We start from the raw sequence: 25,372 nt of genomic DNA, 5'->3' as shown, positions 1-25,372 counted from the left end.
GTCCACTCCTGTGACCACACGGCTTGCCGACATCGCTGCGCAGGCGGGGGTGAGCGAAGCGACCGTCAGCCGCGTCCTGAACGGGAAGCCGGGCGTCGCCGCCACCACCCGCCAGTCCGTGCTCGCCGCACTCGACGTTCTGGGCTACGAACGTCCGGTGCGGCTGCGCCAGCGCAGTGAGGGCCTGGTGGGCCTGATCACCCCGGAGCTGGAGAATCCCATCTTCCCGGCGCTCGCCCAGGTGATCGGGCAGGCGCTGACCCGGCAGGGGTACACCCCGGTGCTGGCCACCCAGACGCCGGGCGGGTCCACCGAGGACGAGCTGACCGAGATGCTGGTGGACCGCGGGGTCGCGGGCATCATCTACGTCTCCGGGCTGCACGCGGACACCACGGCCGACATGGAGCGCTACGAACGGCTGCGCGCCCAGGGCGTGCCGTTCGTGCTGGTCGACGGCTTCTCGCCGAAGGTGCAGGCGCCGTTCATCTCCCCCGACGACCGGGCCGCGATGACGCTGGCCGTCACCCACCTCGTCTCCCTGGGCCACCACCGGATCGGTCTGGCCCTCGGGCCGAAGCGGTTCGTGCCGGTGCAGCGCAAGATAGAGGGCTTCGTGCGCGCGATGCAGGACCAGCTGGGCCTGGCGCCCGACGCCGTGGAGACGGAGCTGGTCCAGCACTCCCTGTACACGCTGGAGGGCGGCCAGGCCGCGGCGACGGCGCTCATCGCGCGTGGCTGCACCGCGATCGTGTGCGCCAGCGACATGATGGCGCTCGGTGCCATCCGCGCGGCCCGGCAGCAGGGCATGGCGGTCCCCCGGGACTTCTCGGTCGTCGGCTTCGACGACTCCCCGCTGATCGCCTTCACCGACCCGCCGCTGACCACGGTCCGCAAGCCGGTCCCGGCGATGGGCCAGGCAGCGGTGCGCACGCTGCTGGAGGAGATCGGCGGGACGCCCGCGCCGCACAGCGAGTTCGTGTTCATGCCCGAGCTGGTGGTCCGCGGCTCGACGGCGTCGGCGCCCAAGCCCCGCTCCTGACCCCGCCCTCCCTCTCGCCGCCGCCCCGTCCCCGCGCCCGCGCCCGCCGCGGAACATGCGCGCGGGACCCGGCCGGGGGATCACCGGCGGGAGGGGGCTTTTCTGGCACACTCTGTGCCTATGGGTGATACGGCCGTGACTCGACCGGAAGGTCCCGGAAAGGGCCTTCCGTACCCCGTCACGGTCGGCGGGCGCACCCCGCCCGCCCGCCGGCCGCGGGCCCCGCGCCGGCCCCGCCTCTGGTTCGAGATCCTGCTGATCGCGGTGAGTTACTGGACGTACTCCCTGATCCGCAACGCGGTCCCGGAGCAGAAGGCGGCCGCCCTGCGCAACGCCGACTGGGTCTGGCACACCGAGCACCACCTGGGCATCGCCGTCGAGCAGGCCGTCAACCACACCGCGAACTCGGTGACTTGGCTGATCGTCGGCATGAACTACTACTACGCGACCCTGCACTTCGTGATCACCGTGGGCGTCCTGGTGTGGCTCTACCGCATCCATCCCGGCCGGTACGCGGCGGCCCGCCTCGCCCTCTTCGCGACCACCGGCACGGCCCTGCTCGGTTACTACCTGTACCCGCTGGCGCCGCCGCGTCTGATGGCGGGCGGCCGCTTCGTCGACACCGTCCAGGTGCACCACACCTGGGGCTCCATGGCTTCCGGCGACCTCAAGCACATGTCCAACCAGTACGCCGCGATGCCGTCCATGCACATCGGCTGGTCCCTGTGGTGCGGTCTGGCCCTGCTCGCCCTGGCCACCGTGCCGTGGGTGCGGGTCCTCGCCGCCCTCTACCCCGCGGCGACCCTGGTCGTCATCGTCGCCACCGCCAACCACTTCTGGCTGGACGCGGTCGGCGGAGTCCTCTGCCTCGCCCTCGGCCTCACCGCCGCGCGGGCCTGGTACGGCGTCCTGCCGCACGCCCTGCCGAGGGCGGCCTGGCAGGCGGCGGGGGCGTAGGCGCCAGGGGGCGTGGGCCGGGGCGGGGCCCGGGCCCCCGGCCTCACATCTCGTAGAAGAGCGACTCCACCACGCCCCTGGCCCGGCGTGCGGTGCGCCGGTAGGCGTCGAGCATGTCGCCGACGTGACCGGGTCCGTAGCCGAGGTAGCGGCCCACGGCGGCCAGTTCCCGCGACTCGGTGGGGAACGTGTCGCCCGCCCGGCCGCGTACCAGCATCACCGCGTTGCGCACCCGGGTGGCCAGCAGCCAGGCCTCGTCCAGGACGACGGCGTCCTCCTCGGAGACCAGACCGGCCGCCCGTGCCGCGGCGAGCGCCTGCCGGGTGCGGGTCGTGCGCAGGCCCGCCACCTCGGCGCCGTGCCGCAGCTGCAGCAGCTGCACGGTCCACTCCACGTCGGAGAGACCGCCGGGCCCGAGCTTGGTGTGCAGTTTGGGGTCGGCGCCGCGCGGCAGCCGCTCGGACTCCATGCGGGCCTTCAGCCGCCGGATCTCGCGCACCGCGTCCTCACCGAGGCCGCCCGCCGGGTACCGCAGCGGATCGATCAGCGCGGTGAACCGCCGTCCCAGGTCCTCGTCCCCGGCCACCGGCTCGGCCCGCAGCAGCGCCTGCGACTCCCACACCAGCGACCAGCGCCGGTAGTAGGCCTCGTACGCCTTGAGGGTGCGCACCAGCGGTCCCGACTTGCCCTCGGGACGCAGGTCCGCGTCGATGAGCAGCGGCGGGTCGGCGCTCGGGATCTGGAGCAGCCGGCGCATCTCGGCGACCACGCGGTGGGCGGCGTCGGCGGCCTCCCGCTCGCCGGCGCCCTCGCGCGGCTCGTGCACGAACAGCACGTCGGCGTCGGAGCCGTAGCCCAGTTCGTGACCGCCGAAGCGGCCCATGCCGATGACGGCGAACCGGGTCGGCAGCGTGTCGCCCCACCCCTCGCGCACCACCGCCCGCAGGGTGCCGGCGAGCGTCGCCGCCGTCAGGTCCGACACCGCGCCGCCCACCCGGTCCACGAGCGGGCCCGGGTCGGTCGCGGCGGGCTGGGCCTCGGTGCCGTAGGAGCCGACGATGTCGCCGGCGGCGGTGCGGAACAGCTCCCGCCTGCGCACCCCGCGCGCGGCCGTGACGCCCTGCTCGGCGCTCTCGGCACGGCCGACGGCGGCGAGGATCTCCTGTTCCAGCTGGGCCCGGCCGCGCGGCCGGAGGCCGCCCGCGTCGCCGCCGCCGTCGCCGAGCAGCGCCACCGCCTCCGGTGCCCGCATCAGCAGGTCGGGGGCGAGGCGTCCGGCGGACAGGACGCGGGCCAGGTTCTCGGCGGCGGCGCCCTCGTCGCGCAGCAGCCGCAGGTACCAGGGAGTCTTGCCGAGCGCGTCGGAGACCTTGCGGAAGTTGAGCAGTCCGGCGTCCGGGTCGGCGGAGTCCGCGAACCAGCCCAGCAGCACGGGCAGCAGGGTGCGCTGGATGGCGGCCTTGCGGGTGACGCCGGAGGCGAGGGCCTCCAGGTGGCGCAGGGCGGCGGCCGGGTCGGCGTACCCGAGCGCGACCAGCCGCTCGCGGGCCGCCTCGGTGCTGAGCCGGACCTCGCCGGGGGCGAGCTGCGCGACGGCGTCGAGCAGCGGCCGGTAGAAGATCTTCTCGTGCAGGCGCCGTACGACACCGGTGTGCCGTTTCCACTCGCGCGTCAGGTCGGCCACCGGGTCGGCGCGCAGACCGAGCGAGCGGCCCAGGCGGCGCAGGTCCGCGTCGTCCTCGGGCAGCAGGTGGGTGCGGCGCAGCCGGTAGAGCTGGATGCGGTGCTCCATGAAGCGCAGGAAGCGGTACGCCTCGTCGAGCCGGCCCGCGTCAGCGCGGCCGACGTAGCCGCCCGCGGCGAGGGCCTGGAGCGCGTCCAGGGTGGTGCCGCTGCGCAGGGAGGCGTCGGCGCGGCCGTGCACGAGCTGCAGGAGCTGCACGGCGAACTCGACGTCCCGCAGCCCGCCGGGCCCGAGTTTCAGCTCGCGCTCGACCTCGCCGACGGGGATGTTCTCCACGACCCGGCGGCGCATCTTCTGCACGTCGGCGACGAAGTTCTCCCGCTCGGCGGCCTGCCAGACCAGCGGGGAGAGCGCGGCGACGTACTCCGCGCCCAGGCGCTCGTCCCCGGCGACCGGGCGGGCCTTCAGCAGCGCCTGGAACTCCCAGGTCTTCGCCCACCGCTGGTAGTAGGCGACATGGCTGCTCAGGGTCCGTACGAGCGGGCCGTTGCGCCCCTCGGGCCGCAGATTGGCGTCGACGGGCCAGATGCTGCCCTCGACGGTCGTCTCGGAGCAGACGCGCATCATCCGCGAGGCCAGCCGGGTGGCGGCGCGCAGCGCGGCGGTCTCGTCGCCGCCGTCCTCCCGCGCGCTCTCCCCCACGAAGATGACGTCGACGTCGGAGACGTAGTTCAGCTCGTGGCCGCCGCACTTGCCCATGGCGATCACGGCGAGCCGGCACAGCGCGGCGTCCTCGGGCGCCTCGGCGGCCGCGATGCGCAGCGCGGCGCGCAGCGTGGCGGTGGCGAGATCGGCCAGTTCGGCGGCGGTCTCGGCGACGCCGGTGGTGCCGCACACGTCGCGCGCGGCGATCGACAGCAGGCAGCGGCGGTAGGCGACGCGCAGCGCGACCGGGTCACCGGCCTCGGCGAGGCCGCGCTCGAACTCCGCCAGCCCGGGGTGCAGGTCCTGCGGCTCGTAGGTGACGAGGGCGCGCCAGTCCCCGGCGTGCCGGGCGAGGTGGTCGCCGAGCGCGGCGGACGCGCCGAGCACGCCGAGCAGCCGGTCGCGCAGCGGTTTGGCCGCTATCAGCGTGTCGAGCAGTTCCCGCCGGGCGGTCGGGGAGGGCTGGGCCTCCAGCAGGCGCACCAGCCCGCCCAGGGCGAGGTCCGGGTCGGCGGTGGCGCCGAGCGCCTCCAGCAGCACCGGGTCGTTGCGCACCGGCGCCAGCTCGGCGCTGTCCAGCAGCCGTTCGGCGGCCAGGGCATCGGTGAAGCCGTGCCGCAGCAGCCGAGTGAAGGTACTGCTCCTGCGCCCCGGCGCCGTCATCCCGGCCTCCCGTCGGATCTAGGTGGTCCTGGCCAGAGCGTAGCGGGAGACTCCCCCCGCGGCTGCGGAGCGGGGCGCCGGCTGTCCGGGAGGGGGCCGTGCGTCAGCAGTTCACCTGCTCTTCACCCGCTGGGCCGGGCACGGCGGCGCGGCATCACTTTGGCGTGTGCATGCTCTCCCCCGCCGAGTCTCCTCATTCCCCGGAGGTAACCGTGTCCGACAGTCCCCTCGCTGCCGACAGCCGTTGCGGCAGTCCCCTCGGCCCCGGCAGGCGGGCGCCGCGCCGCGGCCGCGCCGCCCTGGCGTCCGCCGCGGCCCTCGCGGCCGCGGCGGCCGGCCTGTGGACGGGCCTGGGCGGCGGCGCCCCGTCCGCGCAGGCCGCGACCGCGGTGCCCGCTCCGGACCACGTGGTCGTCGTGGTCTTCGAGAACCACGCCTACAGCCAGGTGATCGGCTCCTCCAGCGCCCCGTACCTGAACTCCCTCAAGTCCGGCGGCGCGAACCTCACCCAGGCCTACGCCGAGACCCACCCGAGCCAGCCCAACTACTTCGCCCTGTTCTCCGGCTCCACCCAGGGCGTCACCGACGACAGCTGCTACACGCCCGGCTTCTCCTCGGCCCCGAACCTGGCCTCCGAGCAGCTCGCCGCCGGCCGCAGCTGGGCCAGTTACAACGAGACACTGCCCAGCCAGGGCTCGACGACGTGCAGCAGCGGCAAGTACGCCCGCAAGCACAACCCGTGGTTCGGCTTCAGCAACGTACCGACGTCGTCGGCCAAGACGTTCGCGCAGTTCCCGACGGACTACTCGACGCTCCCCCAGCTGTCCTTCGTCACCCCGAACCTGTGCAGCGACATGCACGACTGCTCGGTCTCCACGGGCGACACCTGGCTGAAGAACAACCTCGGCGCGTACGCCGCCTGGGCGAAGACGCACAACAGCCTGCTCGTCGTCACCTTCGACGAGGACGACAAGCTCAGCGGCAACCGCATCCCCACCGTCCTGTACGGCCAGCCGGTCGCCGCCGGCTCGACCAGCGCCACCACCTACAACCACTACGACCTGCTGCGCACCCTGGAGGACACGCAGCGCCTGAGCACGCACGCGGGCAACGCGGCGAACGCCCACGACATCACCGGCGTCTGGGCGTCCTGACATGTACGTAGCGGACAGCCGCGCGGGCACCCCGGGTGCCGCGCACGCACCGGCGTCCGCGGAAGGCGCCGCCCGGCCGGGTCCCGGGCGGCGCCGCGCCGCGGTCGCCCCCACGGTCCTCGCCCTGGGCACGGTCAGCCTGATCACCGACGTGTCCTCGGAGATGGTGACGGCGGTACTGCCGCTGTACCTGGTCACGGGCCTCGGGCTCTCCCCGCTGGGCTTCGGCCTGCTGGACGGCGTCTACAACGGCTTCTCGGCCCTGGTCCGGCTGGCCGGGGGCCACCTGGCCGACCGGGGCAGGGGCGGCCACAAGCGGGTGGCCGGGCTGGGCTACGGCATCTCGGCGCTGTGCAAGCCGCTGCTGCTGGTGGTGCACAGCCTCACCCCCATCGGCCTCGTCCTGGCCGCCGACCGCACCGGCAAGGGCCTGCGCACGGCCCCGCGCGACGCGCTGATCTCCTTGTCCAGCACCCCCGGGACGAGGGGCCGCGCCTTCGGCGTCCACCGCGCGATGGACACGGCGGGCGCGCTGCTGGGCCCGCTGGCGGCGTTCTGGATCCTGCGGGCGACGGTGGACGGCTACGACGCGGTCTTCACGGTGAGCTTCTGCGTGGCGGCGGTGGGGGTGGTGGTCCTGGTCCTGTTCGTACCGTCCGGGCAGGCCGGGCGTCCCCCGGCACAGCCCCCGCGCGAACACCCCGCCCCCGGTGAGGCGCCCGCCCCGCCCACGACGCCCCTCACCCCGCCCGCGCCCCCCACCCTGCGCGCGGCCCTCGCCCTGCTCCGCCACCGTGACCTGCGCCGGATCACCCTCTGCGCCCTCCTCCTGGGCCTGGCCACGGTCAGCGACTCCTTCGTCTACCTCCTGCTGCAGCGCCGCCTGGGCGTCCCCGACCGCTGGTTCGCGCTGCTCCCGCTGGGCACGGCGGCCGCTTTCCTGCTGCTGGCGGTCCCGCTGGGCCGGCTGGCGGACCGGGTGGGCCGCTGGACGGTCTTCGTGGCCGGCCACGGCGCCCTGCTGCTCGCCTACGCCCTGCTGCTCACCGCCTGGCACGGCACGGCGCTGCCGTACGCGGTCCTGCTCCTGCACGGCACGTTCTACGCGGCGACGGACGGCGTCCTGATGGCTGCGGCCTCGGACGGCGTACCACCGGAACTGCGCTCCTCGGGCCTGGCCCTGGTCCAGACGGGCCAGGCCACGACCCGCTTCGTCTGCTCGCTGGTCTTCGGGGCGGCGTGGACCCTGTGGGGCGACCGCACGGCGCTGACGGCGTCCACGCTGACCCTGGCGGCGTGCGCGGTGCTCTCCTGTTCCCTGCGCCCCCGCCCGGAAGGAACGGCACCGGCATGACGGCACGCGCCCGCATCCTGATCCTGCTCGGGGCGGTCCTCGTCCTGGCGGCGGTGGCCGTGGCCGCCGTGCTGCACGCCACGGCCCGCGCGGACCGCCGCGGCCTGCCGCAGGCCGCAGGCCCCCGGGTGTCGCCGGGCGAGGTGGCCCTGACGGCCCCCGGCCGCATGGTCTTCCGCAACATGGCGTGGGGCCCGCACCGCGACGAACTGACGACGGTCCCGTCCGCCGACCCCGCCGGCCCGCGCACCGCCTCGGGCGTCAAGTGCCTGCGGTTCCACGCGGCCGCGGGCACCGGAGTGTGCCTCCAGTCGGTGCACGGCCCGGTCTCGGACACCTACCGCGCCCTGATCCTGGACGCCCGTCTCAAGGAGCGCGCGCGATACGACGTCCCCGGCATCCCGTCGCGCGCCCGCGTCTCCCCCAGCGGCCACTTCGCGGCATGGACGGCGTTCGTGGGCGGAGACTCGTACGCGGGCACGGACTTCTCGACCCGCGCCGCGATCGTGGACGTCCGCACGGGGCGGCTGACCCCCACCCTGGAGACGTTCCGCATCGTCAAGGACGGCCGCCCCTACACGTCCCCCGACGTGAACTTCTGGGGCGTCACCTTCGCACCGGACGACCGCACGTTCTACGCCACGCTGGCGACGAAGGGCAAGACCTACCTGGTGAGAGGCGACCTGACCGCGCACACCCTCACCACGGTCCACGAGAACGTCGAATGCCCGTCCCTGTCCCCGGACGGCACGCGCGTCGCCTACAAGAAACGGGTACCGGGCCTGCCCGGGGACGCCCCCTGGCACCTGTACGTCCTGGACCTGCGGACGATGCGCGAAACGCCCCTGGCGGAACCCAGGAGCGTGGACGACCAGGCGGTCTGGCAGGACCCCCGGACCATCGTCTACGCCCTGCCCGGCGACTACGGCGCGGACCTGTACTCGGTCCCCGCCGACGGCACAGGCCACTCGCACCGCATCAGCACGGCGGCCCTGTCACCGGCGTTCACCGGCCGACCGGCGGTCCCGGCCGCGCCGGCCCCGGACTCCAGGCACTGACGGGCAGGCCGCTCCTCGCCCTGCCCTCGGTGCTGCCCCAGCCGGACCTGCCGGTGGGAGCGGCGCATCGGGCCCGCCGCCCCCACCGTGCGTCACCACCGCGCGCCTACAGCACCGGCAGATGCTTCCGCAGCTCGTACGCCGTGACCTCGCTGCGGTACTCCTCCCATTCCTGCTTCTTGTTGCGCAGGAAGAAGTCGAAGACGTGTTCGCCGAGGGTCTCTGCGACGAGGTCGCTGTTCTCCATGAGGGTCAGGGCCTCGCCGAGGTTCTGCGGGAGGGGTTCGATGCCCATGGCGCGGCGTTCGGCGTTGGAGAGGGCCCAGACGTCGTCCTCGGCGCCGGGCGGGAGTTCGTAGCCCTCCTCGATGCCCTTGAGGCCGGCGGCGAGCAGGACGGCGTAGGTCAGGTACGGGTTCGCGCCGGAGTCGATCGAGCGGACCTCGACGCGAGCCGAGCCGGTCTTGCCGGGCTTGTACATCGGGACGCGGACCAGGGCGCTGCGGTTGTTGTGGCCCCAGCAGATGTAGGACGGGGCCTCGCCGCCGGCGCCCGCCGTGCGCTCGCTGCCGCCCCAGATGCGCTTGTAGGAGTTGACCCACTGGTTGGTGACCGCCGAGATCTCCGCCGCGTGGCGCAGCAGGCCCGCGATGAAGGAACGGCCGACCTTGGAGAGCTGGTACTCGGCGCCGGACTCGTAGAACGCGTTCCGGTCGCCCTCGAAGAGGGAGAGGTGGGAGTGCATGCCGGAGCCCGGGTACTCCGAGAACGGCTTCGGCATGAAGGTCGCCTGCAGGCCCTGCTCCAGCGCGACCTGCTTCATGACCAGGCGGAACGTCATGATGTTGTCGGCGGTGGAGAGCGCGTCGGCGTAGCGCAGGTCGATCTCCTGCTGGCCCGGCGCGCCCTCGTGGTGGGAGAACTCCACCGAGATGCCCATCGACTCCAGCATGGTGATCGCCTGGCGGCGGAAGTCCATGCCGATGGCCTGCGGGGTGTGGTCGAAGTAGCCGGAGTTGTCGGCGGGCGTGGGGCGGGAGCCGTCCAGCGGGCGGTTCTTCAGCAGGAAGAACTCGATCTCCGGGTGGGTGTAGAAGGTGAAGCCCAGGTCGGAGGTGCGGGCGAGGGCACGCTTGAGGACGTAGCGGGGATCGGCGAAGGACGGGGAGCCGTCCGGCATGAGGATGTCGCAGAACATGCGGGCCGTGCCGGGGGCCTCCGCCCGCCAGGGCAGGATCTGGAACGTGGACGGGTCCGGCTTGGCGATCATGTCGGACTCGTAGACGCGCGCGAAGCCCTCGATGGCGGAGCCGTCGAAGCCGATGCCCTCGTCGAAGGCTTGTTCCAGCTCGGCGGGGGCCACGGCCACGGACTTGAGGAAGCCCAGCACGTCCGTGAACCACAGGCGTACGAACCGGATGTCGCGCTCCTCCAACGTCCGGAGCACGAACTCCTGCTGCTTGTCCATCTTCCGCTTCCCCATCCTTGCTGGTCAGGCCGCCTGTGTCCGTACGTCGGCACGGGAGGCGGTCGGGCACGCGAGCATCACACCACACCAGCGTTTCACGCGCGTTGCGGACCTTGATCGTCCGGTGGCCGCCGGGCCGAACGCCGCGCGGACGGGCGGTGCACTGCCCTGCCGCCCATCTTGCCTCCTGAGCGGCCCCCTCGTAATGGCCGAGTCGTTCCGGGAGTGAGCGACGCCACGCCCGTTTAATTTGCATCTCAAATGCAAGTTTCAATACCGTTCCTCTCAGTCGAGCGATCGAACTGTCGAGCGATCCGGTCGAGCCTTCGAGGAGTCACGATGCTGTCCGAACAGTCAGCAGCCACCGTCCGCGCCACCCTGCCCGCCGTCGGCGGTGCCATCGGCGAGATCACCGAGCTGTTCTACGCCAAGCTGTTCGACGCACACCCCGGACTGCTGCGCGACCTGTTCAACCGCGGCAACCAGGCCTCCGGCGCCCAGAAGCAGGCCCTCGCGGGTTCCATCGCCGCCTTCGCGACGTACCTGGTGAACAACCCGGACCAGCGCCCCGACCTGATGCTGCACCGCATCGCCCACAAGCACGCCTCCCTCGGCATCGTTCCCGAGCAGTACCCGATCGTCCACGAACACCTGTTCGCCGCCATCGCCGAGGTCCTGGGCGACGCCGTCACCGAAGAGGTCGCCGCCGCCTGGACCGAGGTCTACTGGCTGATGGCCAACGCCCTCATGGCGATCGAGAAGCGGCTGTACGAGCAGAGCGAGCAGACCGGCTGGCGCGAGTGGAAGGTGGTCCAGCGGATCGAGGAGACCGCCGACGTCGCCACCTTCAGGCTGCGCCCCGCCGACGGGGGCCCGGTGCCCGGCTACCGCGCCGGCCAGTACGTCTCCGTCGGCGTCACCCTCGCGGACGGCGCCCGGCAGATCCGCCAGTACAGCCTGACCGCGGCGCCCGGCTCCCCGGAGCGGCAGTTCGCCGTCAAGCGGGTGAGCGGCGACGCCAGGACCCCCGACGGCGAGGTCTCCAACCACCTGCACGCCCACGTGCGCGAGGGCGACGTCCTCCAGCTCTCCGCCCCCTACGGCGACCTCGTCCTCGAGGACACCGCCGCGCCGCTGCTGCTCGCCTCCGCGGGCATCGGCGTCACCCCCATGATCGCCATGCTGGAGCAGCTCGCCGAGGACGGCCACCGCGCCCCGGTGACCGTCGTGCACGCCGACCGGTCCCCCGCGGCGCACGCCCTGCGGGCCGACCACGAGGCGTACGCGGCCAAGCTGGCGGACGCGCGCACGGTCTTCTTCTACGAGCAGTACGACGAGGACGCGGCGGGCGCGGGCCGGCCCGGCCTGGCCGACCTCGGCGACGTCGAGGTCCCGGCCGGCACCCAGGCCTACCTGTGCGGCCCGCTGCCGTTCATGCGCGCGGTGCGCGAGCAGCTCCTCGCCAAGGGTGTGGCCGCCGCCGACATCCACTACGAGGTCTTCGGTCCGGACCTGTGGCTGGCCAAGGAGGCCACCGAGGCGGCCTGAGAGCCGTACCGCCCGGCGGTCGCGTGGCCTGACGGCCGCCTGACCTGACGGCCACGCGGGCCGGCCCGGTGTGAAAGCCGCCGGCCGGAAGCGGTTCCCCCCGACCGCCTCCGGCCGGCTTTTTCCGTTCCCGTCCGCCTGCCCGGCCTCCTGCTCGCCGGCCTCCCGCTCACCGGCCTGCCGCTCACCGACCTCCTGCTCGCCGGCCGCCAGCCGGCCCGTCGCCCCGTCGGGGATCGGATGGGGGGCCGTGGGGCGCAGCGGCCAGATGGGGCCGGGTGAGCCGCGGGGGCTCACGTGGGGCCGGTGGGCCGCGGGGGCTCGTGGGGGCTCGTGGGGCCAGAGTTTCAGATGGGGCGGGGGCGCCGGGACGCCTGCCGGTTCCGGTCAGTCCTCCGTTCCGGCCGGTCGCCGCGCGCTCGGCAGGCCCAGCAGCAGCGGGCCCGTCGGGGAAGCGACCATGTCGGCGACGGTGAGCGGGTCGAGGGCGGCGTAGAACGCCTCCTGGGCCCGGCGCAGGGCGCCGCGCAGGCGGCAGTCGGAGTTCAGCGGGCACGGGTTCGGGCCCTCGCAGTCCGCGACGTCGCCCTCGCCCTCCAGTGCGCGCACGATCGCGCCGACGGACGCCCCGCGGCCCGCCTCCGTGAGGGTCAGGCCGCCGCCCCGGCCGCGGCGGGCCGCGAGCAGCCCGCGGTGCTGGAGTTCGGCGACGACCTTCGCGGCGTGCGTGTACGGCACGCCCATGTCCGCCGCGACCTCCCGGGTCGTGGGGCTGGACCCGCCCGCGACGGCGAGCCTCATCAGGACGCGCAGCGCCATGTCGGTGGAGCGCAGCAGCCGCATGCGGCAAGCCTAGATAATGCGCATCTGCGGTTCAACTTATCCCGCGCTCACGTTCACCGCCCAGCCCACCGGCGCACAACTCCGCCCCGCAGCCCACCGATGCTCACGTTCGCCGCGCAGCCCACCAGCGTTCGACTCCGCCCCGCAGCCCACCGGCGTTCGCCTCTGGCGCTTCCCGGTCTCCCCCGCGCCCCGCCCTCCCCACTACCATCAGCACGCCCCACCCTCGGCGCACCCGCTCCCCGCTCCCCCGTCCCGCTCCATCCGACCGTGACACGAAGGACTCCCCCATGGGCTCCGCCAAGAAGCCGGACAGCACCGCAGCCGGGCAGCGCAAGGCGCGCATCGAGGAGATGCGCCGTGCCGACCGGTCCCGGGAGCGCCGCAACCGCCTCCTGGCCATCGCGGCGAGCGTGGTCGTCGTCGCGGGCCTGGCCGTCGGCGGTGTGGTGCTGGTCCAGTCACGGTCCGACGACACCGCACCGGTCGCGAAGGCGAGCGCGTCCGCGGCGACGCCGACCGGTGTGAGCGGCATGAGCGGCAAGAACGGCCAGGACGTGGCGGATGCGAGCGGGGGGAACGGCAAGGGTGGCAAGGGCGGTCCCGGCCGCTTCGTCACGGGCGCGGACGGCGTGCGGACCTGGCAGGGCACGCTCGGCCGCACCCATACCACCGCCCCGGTGACCTACCCGATGGAGCCCCCGGTCGGCGGCGACCACAACCCGGTCTGGCAGAACTGCGACGGCGACGTCTACACGGCCCCGCTGAAGAACGAGCACGCCGTGCACGCCCTGGAGCACGGCGCGGTCTGGGTGACGTACAACGCCCAGGCGTCCAAGGCGGATGTGGCCGCGCTCGCGGCGAAGGTCCGCCGCACGCCGTACACGCTGATGAGCCCGGTGCCCGGCCAGAAGGACCCGGTCATGCTCTCGGCCTGGGCGCACCAGCGCACGGTGACGGGTGCGGCCGACCCTGCCGTGGACGCGTTCCTCGCCAAGTTCGTCCAGGGCCCGCAGACACCGGAGCCGGGCGCCGCCTGCACGGGCGGGGTGGGCCGGTGAGGGTCGCCGGGCTGGTCGCGGGCGCCGTCGCCACGGCGGTGGTCGCGGCCGGGGCGATCACCTACGCGGCCGCCGCGGGCGGGTCCGGCGGCGGTGCGGCCGTCCCGGCGACGGCTCAGGCACGCGGACAGGCCCCGGCGGCCACGGCCCCGGCCCTGGCGGTCCCGGCCGCCTCGTCCGCGGACGCCGGTTTCGCCCGGGACATGGCGGTCCATCACCAGCAGGCCGTGGAGATGTCGTACATCGTGCGCGACCGCACGAGCGACACGGAAGTGCGCCGTCTCGCCTACGACATCGCGCAGACCCAGGCCAACCAGCGCGGCATGCTGCTGGGCTGGCTGGACCTGTGGGGGCTGCCGAAGGTCTCGGCGGACCCGCCGATGGCGTGGATGGGAATGGGGAGCACCGCTTCCGCCGGGGGCGGTACGGCCGGGGGCGGTACCGCCGGAGCCGACGGAAAGGACGGGTCGGACGCAGCGGACGGGGCGCTGATGCCCGGCATGGCCACCGACACCGAGCTGAGGAAGCTCGGCCGGCTCCGGGACAGGCAGGCCGAGGTGTTCTACCTCCGGTTGATGACGGCCCATCACCGAGGCGGCATCCACATGGCGCAGGCGTGCGCCGTCCGGTGCACGGTGGGTGTGGAGAAGCGACTGGCGCAGGGCATGGTGGACGCGCAGCAGTCGGAGATCCGGCTCATGGCCGACATGCTCAACGCGCGCGGCGCGACGTCCCGTTAGGGTCCCGGCGACCCCCGTCCCCCGCCCGTACGGCGCCCGTTTCCTGACGACGGGCGACCGGAATCCGGGGAACGAAGACCGCAATTCATGCCCTATACATCGGTCCTGACGGTTCCTTGGGCTTCTCTTGGCCTGACCATTCCCCTGGCATGAACGGTTCTTCGGGAAGAGTGGCACTCGATCGTGTGATCCATTCAGGGGCCGAACCGCCGCGGCCGGCATGCGGATCACGCGAGGTCCCACCACTCATTGCGTTACATGCGATCCGCATCGCAGGGGGTTATATGAGATCCAACCGCGCCACCGTGCGTACCGGAGTGAGCCTGGCAGCGACACTGCCGATGGTCGCCGGTGCGCTGGTGCTCGGCATACCCGCGGCCCACGCCGCGGGCCACCCGGACGCCCGCCACGCGATCGCGGGCACCAAGCCCGCGTGGGCGACGGCCAAGGCGGACAAGGGCGCCACCGCGAACAGCGCCCCGGTCAACGCCCGGGTGTACCTGGCCGGCCGCGACGCCGCGGGCCTGGCCGAGTACGCCAAGGCGGTCGCCGACCCGTCCTCGCCGCAGTACGGCAAGTACCTGAGCGCCCAGGAGGCGCAGGCGCGTTTCGGTGCGACGAAGGCCCAGGTGGCCGCCGTCACGTCCTGGCTGAAGTCGGCGGGTCTGAAGGTCACTTCGGTCACTGCTCACTACGTCGCCGTCTCCGGTGACGTCGCCGCCGCCGAGAAGGCGTTCGGCACCCAGATGCACAACTTCGCCAAGGGCTCGAAGACCTACCGCGCGCCGGCGCAGTCGGCGTCCGTGCCGGCGGGCCTGCGGAGCACGGTCCTGACCGTCACCGGCCTGGACAACGCCCCGCACAAGTCCGACCACAAGGACCAGCTGCCGCCGCCGGACGCGGTGTTCAAGAACTCCGGGCCGTTCTCCTCGTACTACGGCTCGAACATCGCGAAGACGCTGCCGTCCGCCTACGGCGAGAAGATCCCGTACGCCGTCAAGGGCTACACGGGCAAGCAGCTGCGTTCGGCCTACGGCGCCGGCAAGTACACCGGCAAGGGCGTCCGCGTCGCCATCACCGACGCCTACGCCTCCCCGACCATCGCCTTCGACGCGGCCTCGTACGCGAAGAAGAACGGCGACAAGGCGTGGAAGACGGGCCAGCTGCGCCAGGTGCTCCCCGGGCAGTACACGAAGACCGAGGAGTGCGGGGCGGCCGGCTGGTACGGCGAGGAGACCCTCGACGTCGAGGCCGTGCACGCGGTCGCGCCGGACGCGGACGTCACCTACGTGGGCGCCGCCTCCTGCTACGACGACGACCTGCTCGACTCGCTCAGCAAGGTCGTCGACGACCACCTGGCCGACATCGTCTCCAACTCCTGGGGCGACATCGAGGCCAACCAGACGCCGGACCTGGCCGCCGCCTACGACCAGGTGTTCCAGTTCGGCGCGGTGGAGGGCATCGGCTTCTACTTCTCCTCCGGTGACAACGGCGACGAGGTCGCCCACACCGGCACCAAGCAGGTCGACACCCCGGCCAACTCGGCCTGGGTGACCGCGGTCGGCGGCACCTCCCTGGCCGTCGGCAAGGGGAACAAGTACCTGTGGGAGACCGGCTGGGGCACCGACAAGGCGACCCTGTCGGCCGACGGCAAGAGCTGGGAGGGCTTCCCCGGCGCCTACACCTCCGGCGCGGGCGGCGGCACCAGCAAGACCGTTCCGCAGCCGTACTACCAGAAGGGCGTCGTCCCCGGCGCGCTGGCCACGGCCAACAACGCCGCCGGCAACCGCGTCGTCCCGGACATCGCGGCCATCGCCGACCCGAACACCGGCTTCCTCGTCGGCCAGACGCAGACCTTCCCCGACGGGTCGCAGCAGTACGCCGAGTACCGCATCGGCGGCACCTCGCTGGCCGCGCCGGTCATCGCGGCCGTCCAGGCCCTCGCCCAGCAGGCCCAGGGCGGCAAGGCGATCGGCTTCGCCAACCCGGCGATCTACTCGAAGTACGGCTCGGAGCTGTACCACGACGTGGTGGACCAGCCGACCGGCAAGGACCTCGCGGTCGCGCGCGTCGACTTCGTCAACGGCGTCGACGCCACCGGTGGTCTGAGCGTCTCCGTCCGCAGCCTCGGCAAGGACAGCTCGCTCAAGGCCGTCAAGGGCTACGACGACGTCACCGGCGTCGGCTCGCCCGCGAAGGGCTACGTCGACTCCTACGGTCGCCGTCACTGACCCGTACCGGCACCGGTCACGCGCCCGCTCCTGCACCCAGGGGCGGGCGCGCGTGCGTGTACGGCACCCGCGCGCCCCGCGACCGCGGTACGGACGCCGGCCCTCCTCCGCGCGGGACGGACGGCGCCCACGGGACGGCACCGGCCACGCCCCCGGGACGGCCGGGCAGGAGCAGGTGACCCGCGGGAGCGGCGCGGAAGACACCGGCCGGCGGGCCGGCCACCGCTGCCGCCCGAGCCGCTGCGCGCACCGGGCAGCGGGCAGCGCGCACCGGGCAGCGGGCAGCGGTCCGGGGGACGGCACGCGGCGCGGCCGACCGCATGGCGCGCCCGACCGCGTGAGGCGGGGCGCGGGCGGGGCGCGCGGGACGGCCGGGCGGGGCGGGGCGCCGCGGGTGCGGCGGTCCGAGGTGCACAGTCCGCGGTGCACAGTCCGCGTGCGTGGTCGGCCCGGTGGGGTGGGCGTGGGGCGGCACACACTGCCCGGCACCCCATCGCGTCGCTCTGACGATTACACTGGTGCGCGTGCCTCAACTACGTCTCGCCCTGAACCAGATCGACTCACGTGTCGGTGACCTCGCCGCGAACGCCGAGGCGGTCGTCCGCTGGACCCGGCACTCCGCCGAGCAGGGAGCGCATCTCGTGGCGTTCCCGGAGATGGTGCTGACCGGGTATCCCGTCGAGGACCTGGCCCTGCGGTCGTCCTTCGTGGAGGCGTCCCGCGCCGCGCTGCGCGCCCTCGCCGCCCGGCTCGCCGAGGAGGGCTTCGGCGAGCTGCCGGTCGTCGTCGGCTACCTCGACCGCTGCGAGACGGCCCAGCCGAAGTACGGCATGCCGGCCGGCGCCCCGCAGAACGCGGCGGCGGTGCTGCACCGCGGCCGGGTGGTGCTGAACTTCGCCAAGCACCACCTGCCCAACTACGGCGTCTTCGACGAGTTCCGCTACTTCGTGCCCGGCGACACCATGCCCGTCCTGCGCGTGCACGGCGTCGACGTGGCCCTCGCGATCTGCGAGGACCTGTGGCAGGACGGCGGGCGCGTCCCGGCCGCGCGTACCGCGCGCGCGGGTCTGCTGCTCTCCGTCAACGCCTCCCCGTACGAGCGGGAGAAGGACGACACCCGCCTGGAGCTGGTGCGCAAGCGGGCCCAGGAGGCCGGCTGCACCACCGCCTACCTGGCCATGACCGGCGGGCAGGACGAACTGGTCTTCGACGGCGACTCGATCGTGGTCGGCGCGGACGGCGAGGTGATCGCGCGGGCGCCGCAGTTCACCGAGGGCTGCGTCGTGCTCGACCTGGACCTGCCGGCCGCGGCGGCCGACGCGCCCGGCGGCGTGGTCGACGACGGGCTGCGCATCGACCGCGTCGTCCTGTCCGAGGAGCCGCTGCCCGCCTACGCGCCGGAGCGCACCGCCGGGCACGCCGCCCACCTGGACGACGACGAGGAGGTCTACTCGGCGCTGGTCGTGGGCCTGCGGGCGTACGTGCAGAAGAACGGATTCCGCTCCGTCCTCGTCGGCCTGTCCGGCGGCATCGACTCCGCCCTCGTCGCGGCGATCGCCTGCGACGCGGTCGGCGCGGAGAACGTGTACGGCATCTCCATGCCGTCGAAGTACTCCTCCGAGCACTCCAGGGACGACGCGGCCGAGCTGGCCCGGCGCACCGGCCTGCACTTCCGCACCGTGCCGATCGAGCCGATGTTCGACGCGTACATGGGCTCGCTCGGCCTGACCGGCCTGGCGGAGGAGAACCTCCAGTCGCGGCTGCGCGGCACGCTGCTGATGGCGGTCTCCAACCAGGAGGGCCACATCGTCCTCGCCCCCGGCAACAAGTCGGAGCTGGCGGTGGGGTACTCCACGCTGTACGGCGACTCGGTGGGCGCCTACGGTCCGATCAAGGATGTGTACAAGACGTCGGTCTTCCGGCTCGCCGAGTGGCGCAACCGGGCCGCCGCCGAGCGGGGCCAGACCCCGCCGATCCCGGAGAACTCCATCAGCAAGCCGCCGAGCGCGGAGCTGCGCCCGGGGCAGGTGGACACGGACTCGCTGCCGGACTACCCGGTGCTCGACGCGATCCTGGAGCTGTACGTCGACCGGGACCGGGGCGCCGACGAGATCGTCGCGGCGGGCTACGACCGTGAGCTGGTCGTCAAGACGCTGCGGATGGTCGACCGGGCCGAGTACAAGCGCCGCCAGTACCCGCCGGGCACCAAGATCTCCGCGAAGGGCTTCGGCAAGGACCGCAGGCTGCCGATCACCAACGGCTGGCGCGAGCACGCCTGACGGCCCGGCGCGAGCGCCGCAGCGCGCGGCAGGAGCCCCGGCCGGCGGGGGAGGACCGGCCGGGGCTCCTCGGTGTCACCGCAGTGGTCTAGTGAACGGAGTGCTCCTCCAGCGGGAACGTTCCGCCGACGACGTCCTCCGCGAAGGCCTTGGCCGCCTCGCCCATGACCGTGCGCAGGTCGGCGTACTTCTTCACGAACTTGGGCACCCGCCCGCCGGTCAGTCCGAGCATGTCGGTCCAGACCAGGACCTGCGCGTCCGTCTCGGGGCCCGCGCCGATGCCGACGGTCGGGATGTGCAGCATCCGCGTCACCTCGGCCGCCAGTTCGGCGGGCACCAGCTCCAGGACGACGGCGAACGCGCCGGCGTCCTGCACGGCCTTGGCGTCGCGCAGCAGTTGCTGGGCGGCCTCCTCGCCACGGCCCTGGACGCGGTAGCCCATGGCGTTGACGGACTGCGGGGTCAGGCCGATGTGCGCCATGACCGGGATGCCGGACTCCACCAGGAGGCGGATCTGCTCGTGCGAGCGCTCACCGCCCTCCAGCTTCACGGCGCCGACGCCCGCCTCCTTCACCAGGCGGGTGGCCGAGCGCAGCGCCTGCACCGGGCCCTCCTGGTAGGAACCGAAGGGGAGGTCGCCGACGATCAGGGCGCGCCGGGTGCCGCGCACGACGGCGGCCGACAGCATGGTCATCTCGTCGAGGGTGACGGGCACGGTCGTCTCGTACCCGAGGTGGCAGTTGCCCGCCGAGTCCCCGACCAGGACGACCGGGATGCCGGCCTCGTCGAAGACGGACGCGGTCATCGCGTCGTAGGCGGTGAGCATGGGCCACTTCTCGCCGCGCTCCTTGGCGAGGGCGAGGTCGCGGACGGTGATGCGGCGGGTGCCCTTGCCTCCGTACAGCGTCTTGCCACTGCCGTCGGAGGTGCTCTTCTGTGCAGGCTGGGCAGCCGGAAGCTGCGTCATTGCAACGGCTCCTTCAGTCATCTCGAGGCGCCCTGACGGCGTCCCCGGACTCCCCTCCATGGTGGCACCTGCGGCCGCGGTGGACCAGAGCACCCCCCTGTGCTCCGCGTCCCGGCCGACTGTGCTCCGCGCCCCGGCCGCCCGGTGGTCCGTGCGCGCGGCGAGCGCGTGCCCCCTGGCGGGACACGGCAAGGCCCCTGCCCGTAAGGCGTGGGTAAAAAATTTCGATACGAGACGGTCTCGTATCGAAAATGTCCTACGCTCGGTGACATGACTACTCCTGCCGACCGCGCCGACACCGGTCCCCGGACGCCGGAAGCGGTGCACCGCCGCCGTTGGGCGATCCTGGGCGTGCTGATGCTGAGCCTGCTGATAGTGGTGCTCGACAACTCGATCCTGAACGTCGCCATCAAGACGATCTCGACTCAGGCCCCGACCGGTCTCGGCGCGACCCAGAGCGAGCTGGAGTGGGCGATCAACGCCTACACGCTCGTCTTCGCCGGCCTGCTCTTCACCGCCGGCCTCGTCGGTGACCGGGTGGGCCGCAAGAAGGTCCTGCTCGGCGGCCTCGTGGTCTTCGGCATCGGCTCGGCCCTGGCCGCCGAGTCCGGCTCCCCGGGCCAGCTGATCGCCTACCGCGCCCTGATGGCGCTGGGTGCCGCGTTCGTCATGCCTGCCACCCTCGCCGTCCTCATGAACGTCTTCGAACGCGAGGAGCAGCCCAAGGCCATCGGCATCTGGGCCGGCGGGGTGGGCCTGGCCATCGCCATCGGACCGATCACCGGCGGTCTGCTCCTGGACCACTTCTGGTGGGGCTCGGTCTTCCTCATCAACGTGCCGATCGTGATCGCCGCGGTGGTGCTGATGGTGTGGCTGGTGCCCGACTCCCGCGACCCGCGCCCCGGGCGGCTCGACCCCATCGGCGTCGTCCTGTCCGTGGTCGGCCTGGTGCTGCTGGTCTACGGCATCATCAAGGGCGGCGAACTGGCCGACTTCACCAACGGCACCGTCCTGGCGGCCATCGTCGCCGGTGTCGCCGTCCTCGCGGCGTTCATCGTGTTCGAGAAGCGCAGCGACCACCCGTCGCTGGACGTGACCTACTTCAGGAACAAGGTGTTCTCGGCCGCCATGGCCGCCATCGCGCTGGTCTTCTTCGCCCTGATGGGCGTCACGTTCTTCTCCGTCTTCTACACGCAGAGCGTGCGCGGCTACTCCCCGCTGGAGTCTGGCCTGCTGATGATCCCGCTGGCCGCCGCTCAGATGATCTTCGCACCGCGGGCCCGGCTGGTCGTCGACCGCTTCGGCTACAAGGCCACCACGACGGCGGGTCTCGTCGTGCTGGCCGGCATGCTGGCCGCGTTCGCCGGCTTCGAGGCGGACACGCCCATCTGGGTGCTGGAGGTCGTCTTCTTCCTCATGGGCACCGGCATGGCCCACATCATGACCCCGACCAGCGTGGTCATCATGCAGGCCCTGCCCCGCGAGAAGGCCGGCTCGGCCTCCGCGCTGAGCAACACCTTCCGCCAGGTCGGCGGCGCGCTCGGCATCGCGGTGCTCGGCTCGGTGCTCTCCACGGCGTACCGCGACTCCATCGAGGGCAGGCTCGGGATGCTGCCGCCCGCGCTGCGGGACACCGCCGGGGAGTCCATCGAGGCCACGCTCGGCGTCGCCGCGAAGCTCGGCCCGCGCGGGCAGGCACTGGTCGACCCGGCCAACAGCGCCTTCCTGCACGCGATGCACGTGACCTCGCTGTGCGGCACCGTGGTCGCGCTGGCCGGCGCGGTCGTGGTCGCCGTGTTCCTGCCCGGCCGCACACCGAAGCGGCCCCAGGACCGGGAGGAACCGGAACTGGTCGCGGCGGCCGACTGACCCGGAGCACCCGGGGGGACGGGAGGACCGGCGGGGACAATGACCCGGTACGACGAAAGGACGTCTCAGGTGAGCCTCGCCGACAGCCAGACCGCTCCCGGGTTCCCCGCACGGGGCCGGCCCCGGAGCGAGGCGGTGGAAAGCGCCATCGTCGAGGGGGTGATGAAGCTCCTGGAGGAGGGGGTGCCGCTCGCCGAACTCTCCATCGAGCGCATCGCCCGCACGGCCGGCGTGGGCAAGGCCACCATCTACCGCCGCTGGAGCGGCAAGGAAGAGCTGTTCGTCGACGTCGTGCGCGCCGCCGAGCCGCCCGACGCGGAACTGCCCGGCACCTCGATGCGCGACGACCTCGTCGCCCTCCTGGAGCAACTGCGCCGCCGGGGACTGGTGAGCCGTTCCTCGGCGCTCCTGCACAACGTGTACGCCCAGATGAAGTCCAGTCCGAAGATCTGGTGCGCCTACCACACCACCGTCGTCGAACCCCGGCGCAGACTCCAGATCGAGGTCCTGCGCCGCGGCCAGCTCAACGGCGAACTGCGCACCGACGTCGACATCGAACTGCTGACCGACCTCCTCGTCGGCCCGATGCTGGTGCGCAGCGTCATGCGGCCCGACGCGGACCTGCCCGAGGGGCTGGCCGAGCAGATAGTGGACACGGTCCTCGAAGGGCTCCGGCCCCTCCCGCGGCACACCCGCTCCCCGCGGGACCCGGGCGGGCCCGGCGCGGCCGGCACCCTGGACCCGGCCGGAGCGGCGAACGGGGCCACGCCGGTCACTCGGACCTGAACCTGCCCCTCCCCCCGTAATGTGCCCGTTTCGTCACAGACCACGTCCGGGGCGCCCCAACCGGAACTCCCCGCGCCGCCCCGTTCGTCCTCGTGCCCGTACGGCCGTCATGGACGGCAGGATCGGAACCGATCATCCCCTAGGGTCGTAGCCCACGGGGTGAACGGTGTGCACGGCAGGCAGTGAGGCGACGGTATGGCGCAGCAGGCGTTCTTGACGGAGACGGACGACGACGGCTCGGGACCCGAGCGTGCGAAGAACCGGATTCGGCGCCTGGTGGACCGGCTCCTCGGCGGCTGGCGCGGCGACCGGCGGATCTGGCGCCGGGGCATCGTGCCGGCCGTGCTGGCGGTGCTGCTGGCGCTGGTGATGCTGCTGCACTCGCACATCCCCAACCGCGTCGGCAACCTCGGCAGTCTCACCGAGACCTTCCTGCCCTGGCTCGGTCTGCTGGTCCCGGTGCTGCTCGTCCTGGCCCTGGTGCGCAGGTCGGCGACCGCGCTGATCGCGCTGGTGCTGCCCGTCGCCGTCTGGCTGAACCTCTTCGGCGGCCTGGTCACCGGGAAGACCGGCGGGGGCGGCGACCTGACGGTGGCCACGCACAACGTCAACGCCGACAACCCCGATCCGACCGCCACCGCCCGCAAGGTCGCGGCGTCCGGCGCGGACGTGCTCGCGCTGGAGGAGCTGAAGGCCTCGGCGGTGCCCGTGTACGAGAGGGCGCTGGCGTCGGCGTACAAGTACCACGCCGTGGAGGGCACGGTGGGCGTGTGGAGCAGGTATCCGCTCAGCGCGGTCAGGCCGGTGAACATCCGGCTCGGCTGGACCCGGGCGATGCGCGCGACGGTGGCGACGCCCGAGGGGGCGGTCGCGGTGTACGTCGCCCACATGCCCTCCGTCCGGGTGAAGATGAACGCCGGGTTCACCGCCTCGCAGCGTGACCAGAGCGCCAACGCGCTGGGCGCGGCCATCGCGCACGAGAAGCTGCCCCGGGTGGTGCTGCTCGGTGATCTCAACGGCACGATGAACGACCGTTCGCTGGGCGCGATCACCTCGCAGATGCGTTCCACGCAGGGTGCGGCGGGCAGCGGCTTCGGCTTCAGCTGGCCGGCGTCGTTCCCGATGGCCCGCATCGACCAGATCATGGTCAGGGGTGTGGAACCGGTAAGCTCCTGGACGCTGCCGCGCACGGGCAGCGACCACCTGCCGATCGCGGCGCGTGTGAAGGTCACCACATCGGCAACCGGCTCGTAATCTGCCGGAATACCAGGCCCGAGAGACTTTGTTCCGCAGCTGAACATAAAACGCGCACGCTGTACGGAACCCCACCCCGAAAGGTCTCTCATGCCCCTGGCCCTGCTCGCCCTCGCCGTGGGCGCCTTCGGCATCGGCACGACCGAGTTCGTGATGATGGGCCTGCTGCCCGACGTCGCGGACGACCTGCACATCTCGATCCCCACCGCCGGCCACCTGGTGTCCGCGTACGCGCTGGGCGTGGTCATCGGCGCACCGCTGCTGGCCGCGCTCACCGCGCGGATGTCCCGCCGGTACGTCCTGATCGGCCTGATGGCCCTGTTCGTCGTGGGCAACGCGCTCTCCGCGCTCGCCCCCGGGCACGGCTGGCTGCTGGCCGCCCGTTTCCTGAGCGGTCTGCCGCACGGCGCCTTCTTCGGCGTCGGCGCGGTGGTCGCGACGGGCATGGTGCCGCCCGAGCGCAAGGCCCGCTCGGTGTCGCTGATGTTCCTCGGCCTCACCGTCGCCAACGTCGCCGGGGTCCCGGTCGCCACGCTCATGGGCCAGCACCTGGGCTGGCGGGCGACCTTCCTCGGCGTGAGCGCGATCGGCGTGGCGGCCATCGCCGCCCTCGCCCTGCTCGTCCCCCGCGACCACGCCCACGCCGCCCCCGCCTCCGGCCTGCGCGGCGAACTGGCCGCCCTGCGCTCGCTCCCGGTCTGGCTGGCCCTGCTGACCACCGTGGCCGGTTTCGGCGCGCTGTTCGCCGCCTACAGCTACATCACCCCGATGCTCACCGGCGCCGCCGGGTACGCCGAGACCAGCGTGACGCTGCTGCTGGCGCTGTTCGGCGTCGGCGCGACGGCCGGGAACCTGCTCGGCGGGCGGCTGGCCGACCACTCCCTGCGGGGCACCCTGTTCGGCGGTCTCGCCTCGCTGGCGGTCGTCCTGTTCCTCTTCCCGCTGCTGATGCGGGCCGAGTGGAGCGCCGCCCTGGCGGTGACCCTGCTCGGCACGGCCGCCTTCGTCACCGGCTCGCCGCTCCAGCTCATGGTCATGGAGAAGGCGTCGGCGGCGCCGTCCCTGGCCTCCTCGGCCAACCAGGCCGCGTTCAACCTGGCCAACGCGGGCGGCGCGTGGATCGGCGGCCTCGCCCTGGCCGCCGGGTTCGGCGCGACCTCCCCGGCTCTCGCCGGTGCCGTCCTGGCGGTGCTGGGCCTGGCCGTGGCCGCCGTCTCCTACGCCGTCGACCACCGGCGCCCGGAACCGGCGCACCCCGCCCGGGTCGTCACCGGCCACGTCCCGGAACCGGCGGAGGCACTGCACCGCTGAGGAACCCGTGGCCGCGGTCACCGGCCGTGGCACACGGCCGGGCCGCCCACTGCGCCCGGACACCCGCCACCCCCGGACACCCGCCACCCCCGGGCGACCGCCACGCCCGGCCGGTTGGCGTCGGCCGTCGACGGGCGACCCCGCTCGCCCACGGCCGACGCCAACCACCCGCCCACCGGGAACCGGCAACCGGCACCCCTCCCCCGACGCCCGGCCGCAGCACAGGCGGCCGGGCGTCGGCGCGCCGGCCCGGGGTTCTGGTGCCCGAGACGGGCCCGTGGGGACCGTGAGGGGTCATGCGGACCGTGACGAGCCCTGCGGACCACGGGCCCACGGGGGGCCACAGGGGCAAAGGAGCCACAGGAGCACGGAAGTCAGGGCCCGGGGTCACGGGGCCGTCG

18 protein-coding genes are annotated in these 25,372 nt (G+C 73.1%); 14 read left to right on the top strand and 4 right to left on the bottom strand.

Features of this window, described 5'->3' with window-relative positions; genetic code table 11:
* Nucleotides 1-10: 10 nt before the first annotated feature.
* On the top strand, nt 11-1,039 hold the full coding sequence (locus IG64_RS14450) for a LacI family DNA-binding transcriptional regulator (RefSeq protein ID WP_267883405.1): 1,029 nt from the start codon (nt 11-13) through the stop codon (nt 1,037-1,039).
* A gap of 120 nt (nt 1,040-1,159) precedes the next feature.
* Nucleotides 1,160-1,996 (top strand): phosphatase PAP2 family protein, encoded by an 837-nt coding sequence (locus tag IG64_RS14445; RefSeq protein ID WP_037855773.1) that lies wholly within the window; start codon nt 1,160-1,162, stop codon nt 1,994-1,996.
* A 43-nt stretch (nt 1,997-2,039) separates the two neighbouring features.
* Here IG64_RS14445 and IG64_RS14440 read toward each other — a convergent pair whose 3' ends face one another.
* Nucleotides 2,040-5,048 (bottom strand): bifunctional [glutamine synthetase] adenylyltransferase/[glutamine synthetase]-adenylyl-L-tyrosine phosphorylase, encoded by a 3,009-nt coding sequence (locus IG64_RS14440; protein ID WP_037855771.1) that lies wholly within the window; start codon nt 5,046-5,048, stop codon nt 2,040-2,042.
* Nucleotides 5,049-5,347: 299 nt separating this feature from the next.
* Here IG64_RS14440 and IG64_RS14435 point away from each other — a divergent pair, with 299 nt between their 5' ends.
* Genes IG64_RS14435 through IG64_RS14425 form a run of 3 tightly spaced genes read left to right on the top strand, consistent with a single transcriptional unit; the run spans nt 5,348 to nt 8,614 of the window.
* Nucleotides 5,348-6,202 carry an alkaline phosphatase family protein gene (locus IG64_RS14435; RefSeq protein ID WP_037855941.1) on the top strand — a complete coding sequence of 285 codons (855 nt, stop codon included), beginning with the start codon at nt 5,348-5,350 and terminating at the stop codon, nt 6,200-6,202.
* Nucleotide 6,203: 1 nt separating this feature from the next.
* The gene (locus IG64_RS14430) at nt 6,204-7,556 is read left to right on the top strand and encodes an MFS transporter (RefSeq protein WP_078883999.1); all 1,353 of its coding nucleotides are present in this window, start codon (nt 6,204-6,206) and stop codon (nt 7,554-7,556) included.
* On the top strand, nt 7,553-8,614 hold the full coding sequence (locus IG64_RS14425; protein ID WP_051812914.1) for a TolB family protein: 1,062 nt from the start codon (nt 7,553-7,555) through the stop codon (nt 8,612-8,614). Before IG64_RS14430 ends, IG64_RS14425 begins: the two co-directional genes overlap by 4 nt.
* A 106-nt stretch (nt 8,615-8,720) precedes the next feature.
* Here IG64_RS14425 and glnA read toward each other — a convergent pair whose 3' ends face one another.
* The gene (glnA, locus tag IG64_RS14420; RefSeq protein WP_037855769.1) at nt 8,721-10,082 is read right to left on the bottom strand and encodes a type I glutamate--ammonia ligase; all 1,362 of its coding nucleotides are present in this window, start codon (nt 10,080-10,082) and stop codon (nt 8,721-8,723) included.
* Between the two features lie 339 nt (nt 10,083-10,421).
* On the opposite strand from glnA, the gene IG64_RS14415 reads away from it, so the two are divergent.
* Nucleotides 10,422-11,630, top strand: a complete 1,209-nt coding sequence (locus IG64_RS14415) for a globin domain-containing protein (RefSeq protein WP_037855767.1) — start codon at nt 10,422-10,424, stop codon at nt 11,628-11,630.
* Nucleotides 11,631-12,017: 387 nt separating this feature from the next.
* Here IG64_RS14415 and IG64_RS14410 read toward each other — a convergent pair whose 3' ends face one another.
* Nucleotides 12,018-12,473: an RrF2 family transcriptional regulator gene (locus IG64_RS14410; RefSeq protein ID WP_037855765.1), complete on the bottom strand. Its 456-nt coding sequence runs from the start codon at nt 12,471-12,473 to the stop codon at nt 12,018-12,020.
* 290 nt (nt 12,474-12,763) lie between these two features.
* Between IG64_RS14410 and IG64_RS14405 the strand changes: the two genes are divergently transcribed.
* The 4 genes from IG64_RS14405 to IG64_RS14385 all read left to right on the top strand — a co-directional run bounded on the left by IG64_RS14405 (nt 12,764) and on the right by IG64_RS14385 (nt 18,784).
* Nucleotides 12,764-13,534, top strand: a complete 771-nt coding sequence (locus IG64_RS14405; RefSeq protein WP_037855763.1) for a DUF3105 domain-containing protein — start codon at nt 12,764-12,766, stop codon at nt 13,532-13,534.
* Complete coding sequence (locus IG64_RS14400; RefSeq protein WP_037855761.1) at nt 13,531-14,274, top strand: DUF305 domain-containing protein; 744 nt, start codon at nt 13,531-13,533, stop codon at nt 14,272-14,274. The genes IG64_RS14405 and IG64_RS14400 overlap by 4 nt, the downstream gene beginning before the upstream one ends.
* Before the next feature lie 284 nt (nt 14,275-14,558).
* Nucleotides 14,559-16,505: a S53 family peptidase gene (locus IG64_RS14395; protein ID WP_037855759.1), complete on the top strand. Its 1,947-nt coding sequence runs from the start codon at nt 14,559-14,561 to the stop codon at nt 16,503-16,505.
* 524 nt (nt 16,506-17,029) lie between these two features.
* A complete protein-coding gene (locus IG64_RS14385) occupies nt 17,030-18,784 on the top strand; it encodes an NAD+ synthase (RefSeq protein ID WP_037855934.1) in 1,755 nt (584 codons plus the stop codon).
* Between the two features lie 88 nt (nt 18,785-18,872).
* On the opposite strand, the gene panB is transcribed toward IG64_RS14385, so the two are convergent.
* Nucleotides 18,873-19,751 (bottom strand): 3-methyl-2-oxobutanoate hydroxymethyltransferase, encoded by an 879-nt coding sequence (gene panB, locus IG64_RS14380; protein WP_037855754.1) that lies wholly within the window; start codon nt 19,749-19,751, stop codon nt 18,873-18,875.
* A 270-nt stretch (nt 19,752-20,021) separates the two neighbouring features.
* Between panB and IG64_RS14375 the strand changes: the two genes are divergently transcribed.
* The 4 genes from IG64_RS14375 (at nt 20,022) to IG64_RS14360 (ending at nt 24,971) form a co-directional block, all read left to right on the top strand.
* Nucleotides 20,022-21,620 (top strand): MFS transporter, encoded by a 1,599-nt coding sequence (locus IG64_RS14375; RefSeq protein WP_199811589.1) that lies wholly within the window; start codon nt 20,022-20,024, stop codon nt 21,618-21,620.
* A gap of 69 nt (nt 21,621-21,689) precedes the next feature.
* A complete protein-coding gene (locus tag IG64_RS14370; protein ID WP_199811588.1) occupies nt 21,690-22,406 on the top strand; it encodes a TetR/AcrR family transcriptional regulator in 717 nt (238 codons plus the stop codon).
* A 195-nt stretch (nt 22,407-22,601) separates the two neighbouring features.
* Nucleotides 22,602-23,660, top strand: a complete 1,059-nt coding sequence (locus tag IG64_RS14365; protein WP_037855749.1) for an endonuclease/exonuclease/phosphatase family protein — start codon at nt 22,602-22,604, stop codon at nt 23,658-23,660.
* A 90-nt stretch (nt 23,661-23,750) separates the two neighbouring features.
* Nucleotides 23,751-24,971 carry an MFS transporter gene (locus tag IG64_RS14360; RefSeq protein ID WP_037855747.1) on the top strand — a complete coding sequence of 407 codons (1,221 nt, stop codon included), beginning with the start codon at nt 23,751-23,753 and terminating at the stop codon, nt 24,969-24,971.
* Nucleotides 24,972-25,372: the final 401 nt, after the last annotated feature.

The organism is Streptomyces sp. NRRL S-340, assembly GCF_000720185.1.
Taxonomy (GTDB): domain Bacteria; phylum Actinomycetota; class Actinomycetes; order Streptomycetales; family Streptomycetaceae; genus Streptomyces.
Note: the sequence above shows the minus strand (reverse complement) of the source record. Positions and strands in the feature narration are given on the sequence as shown.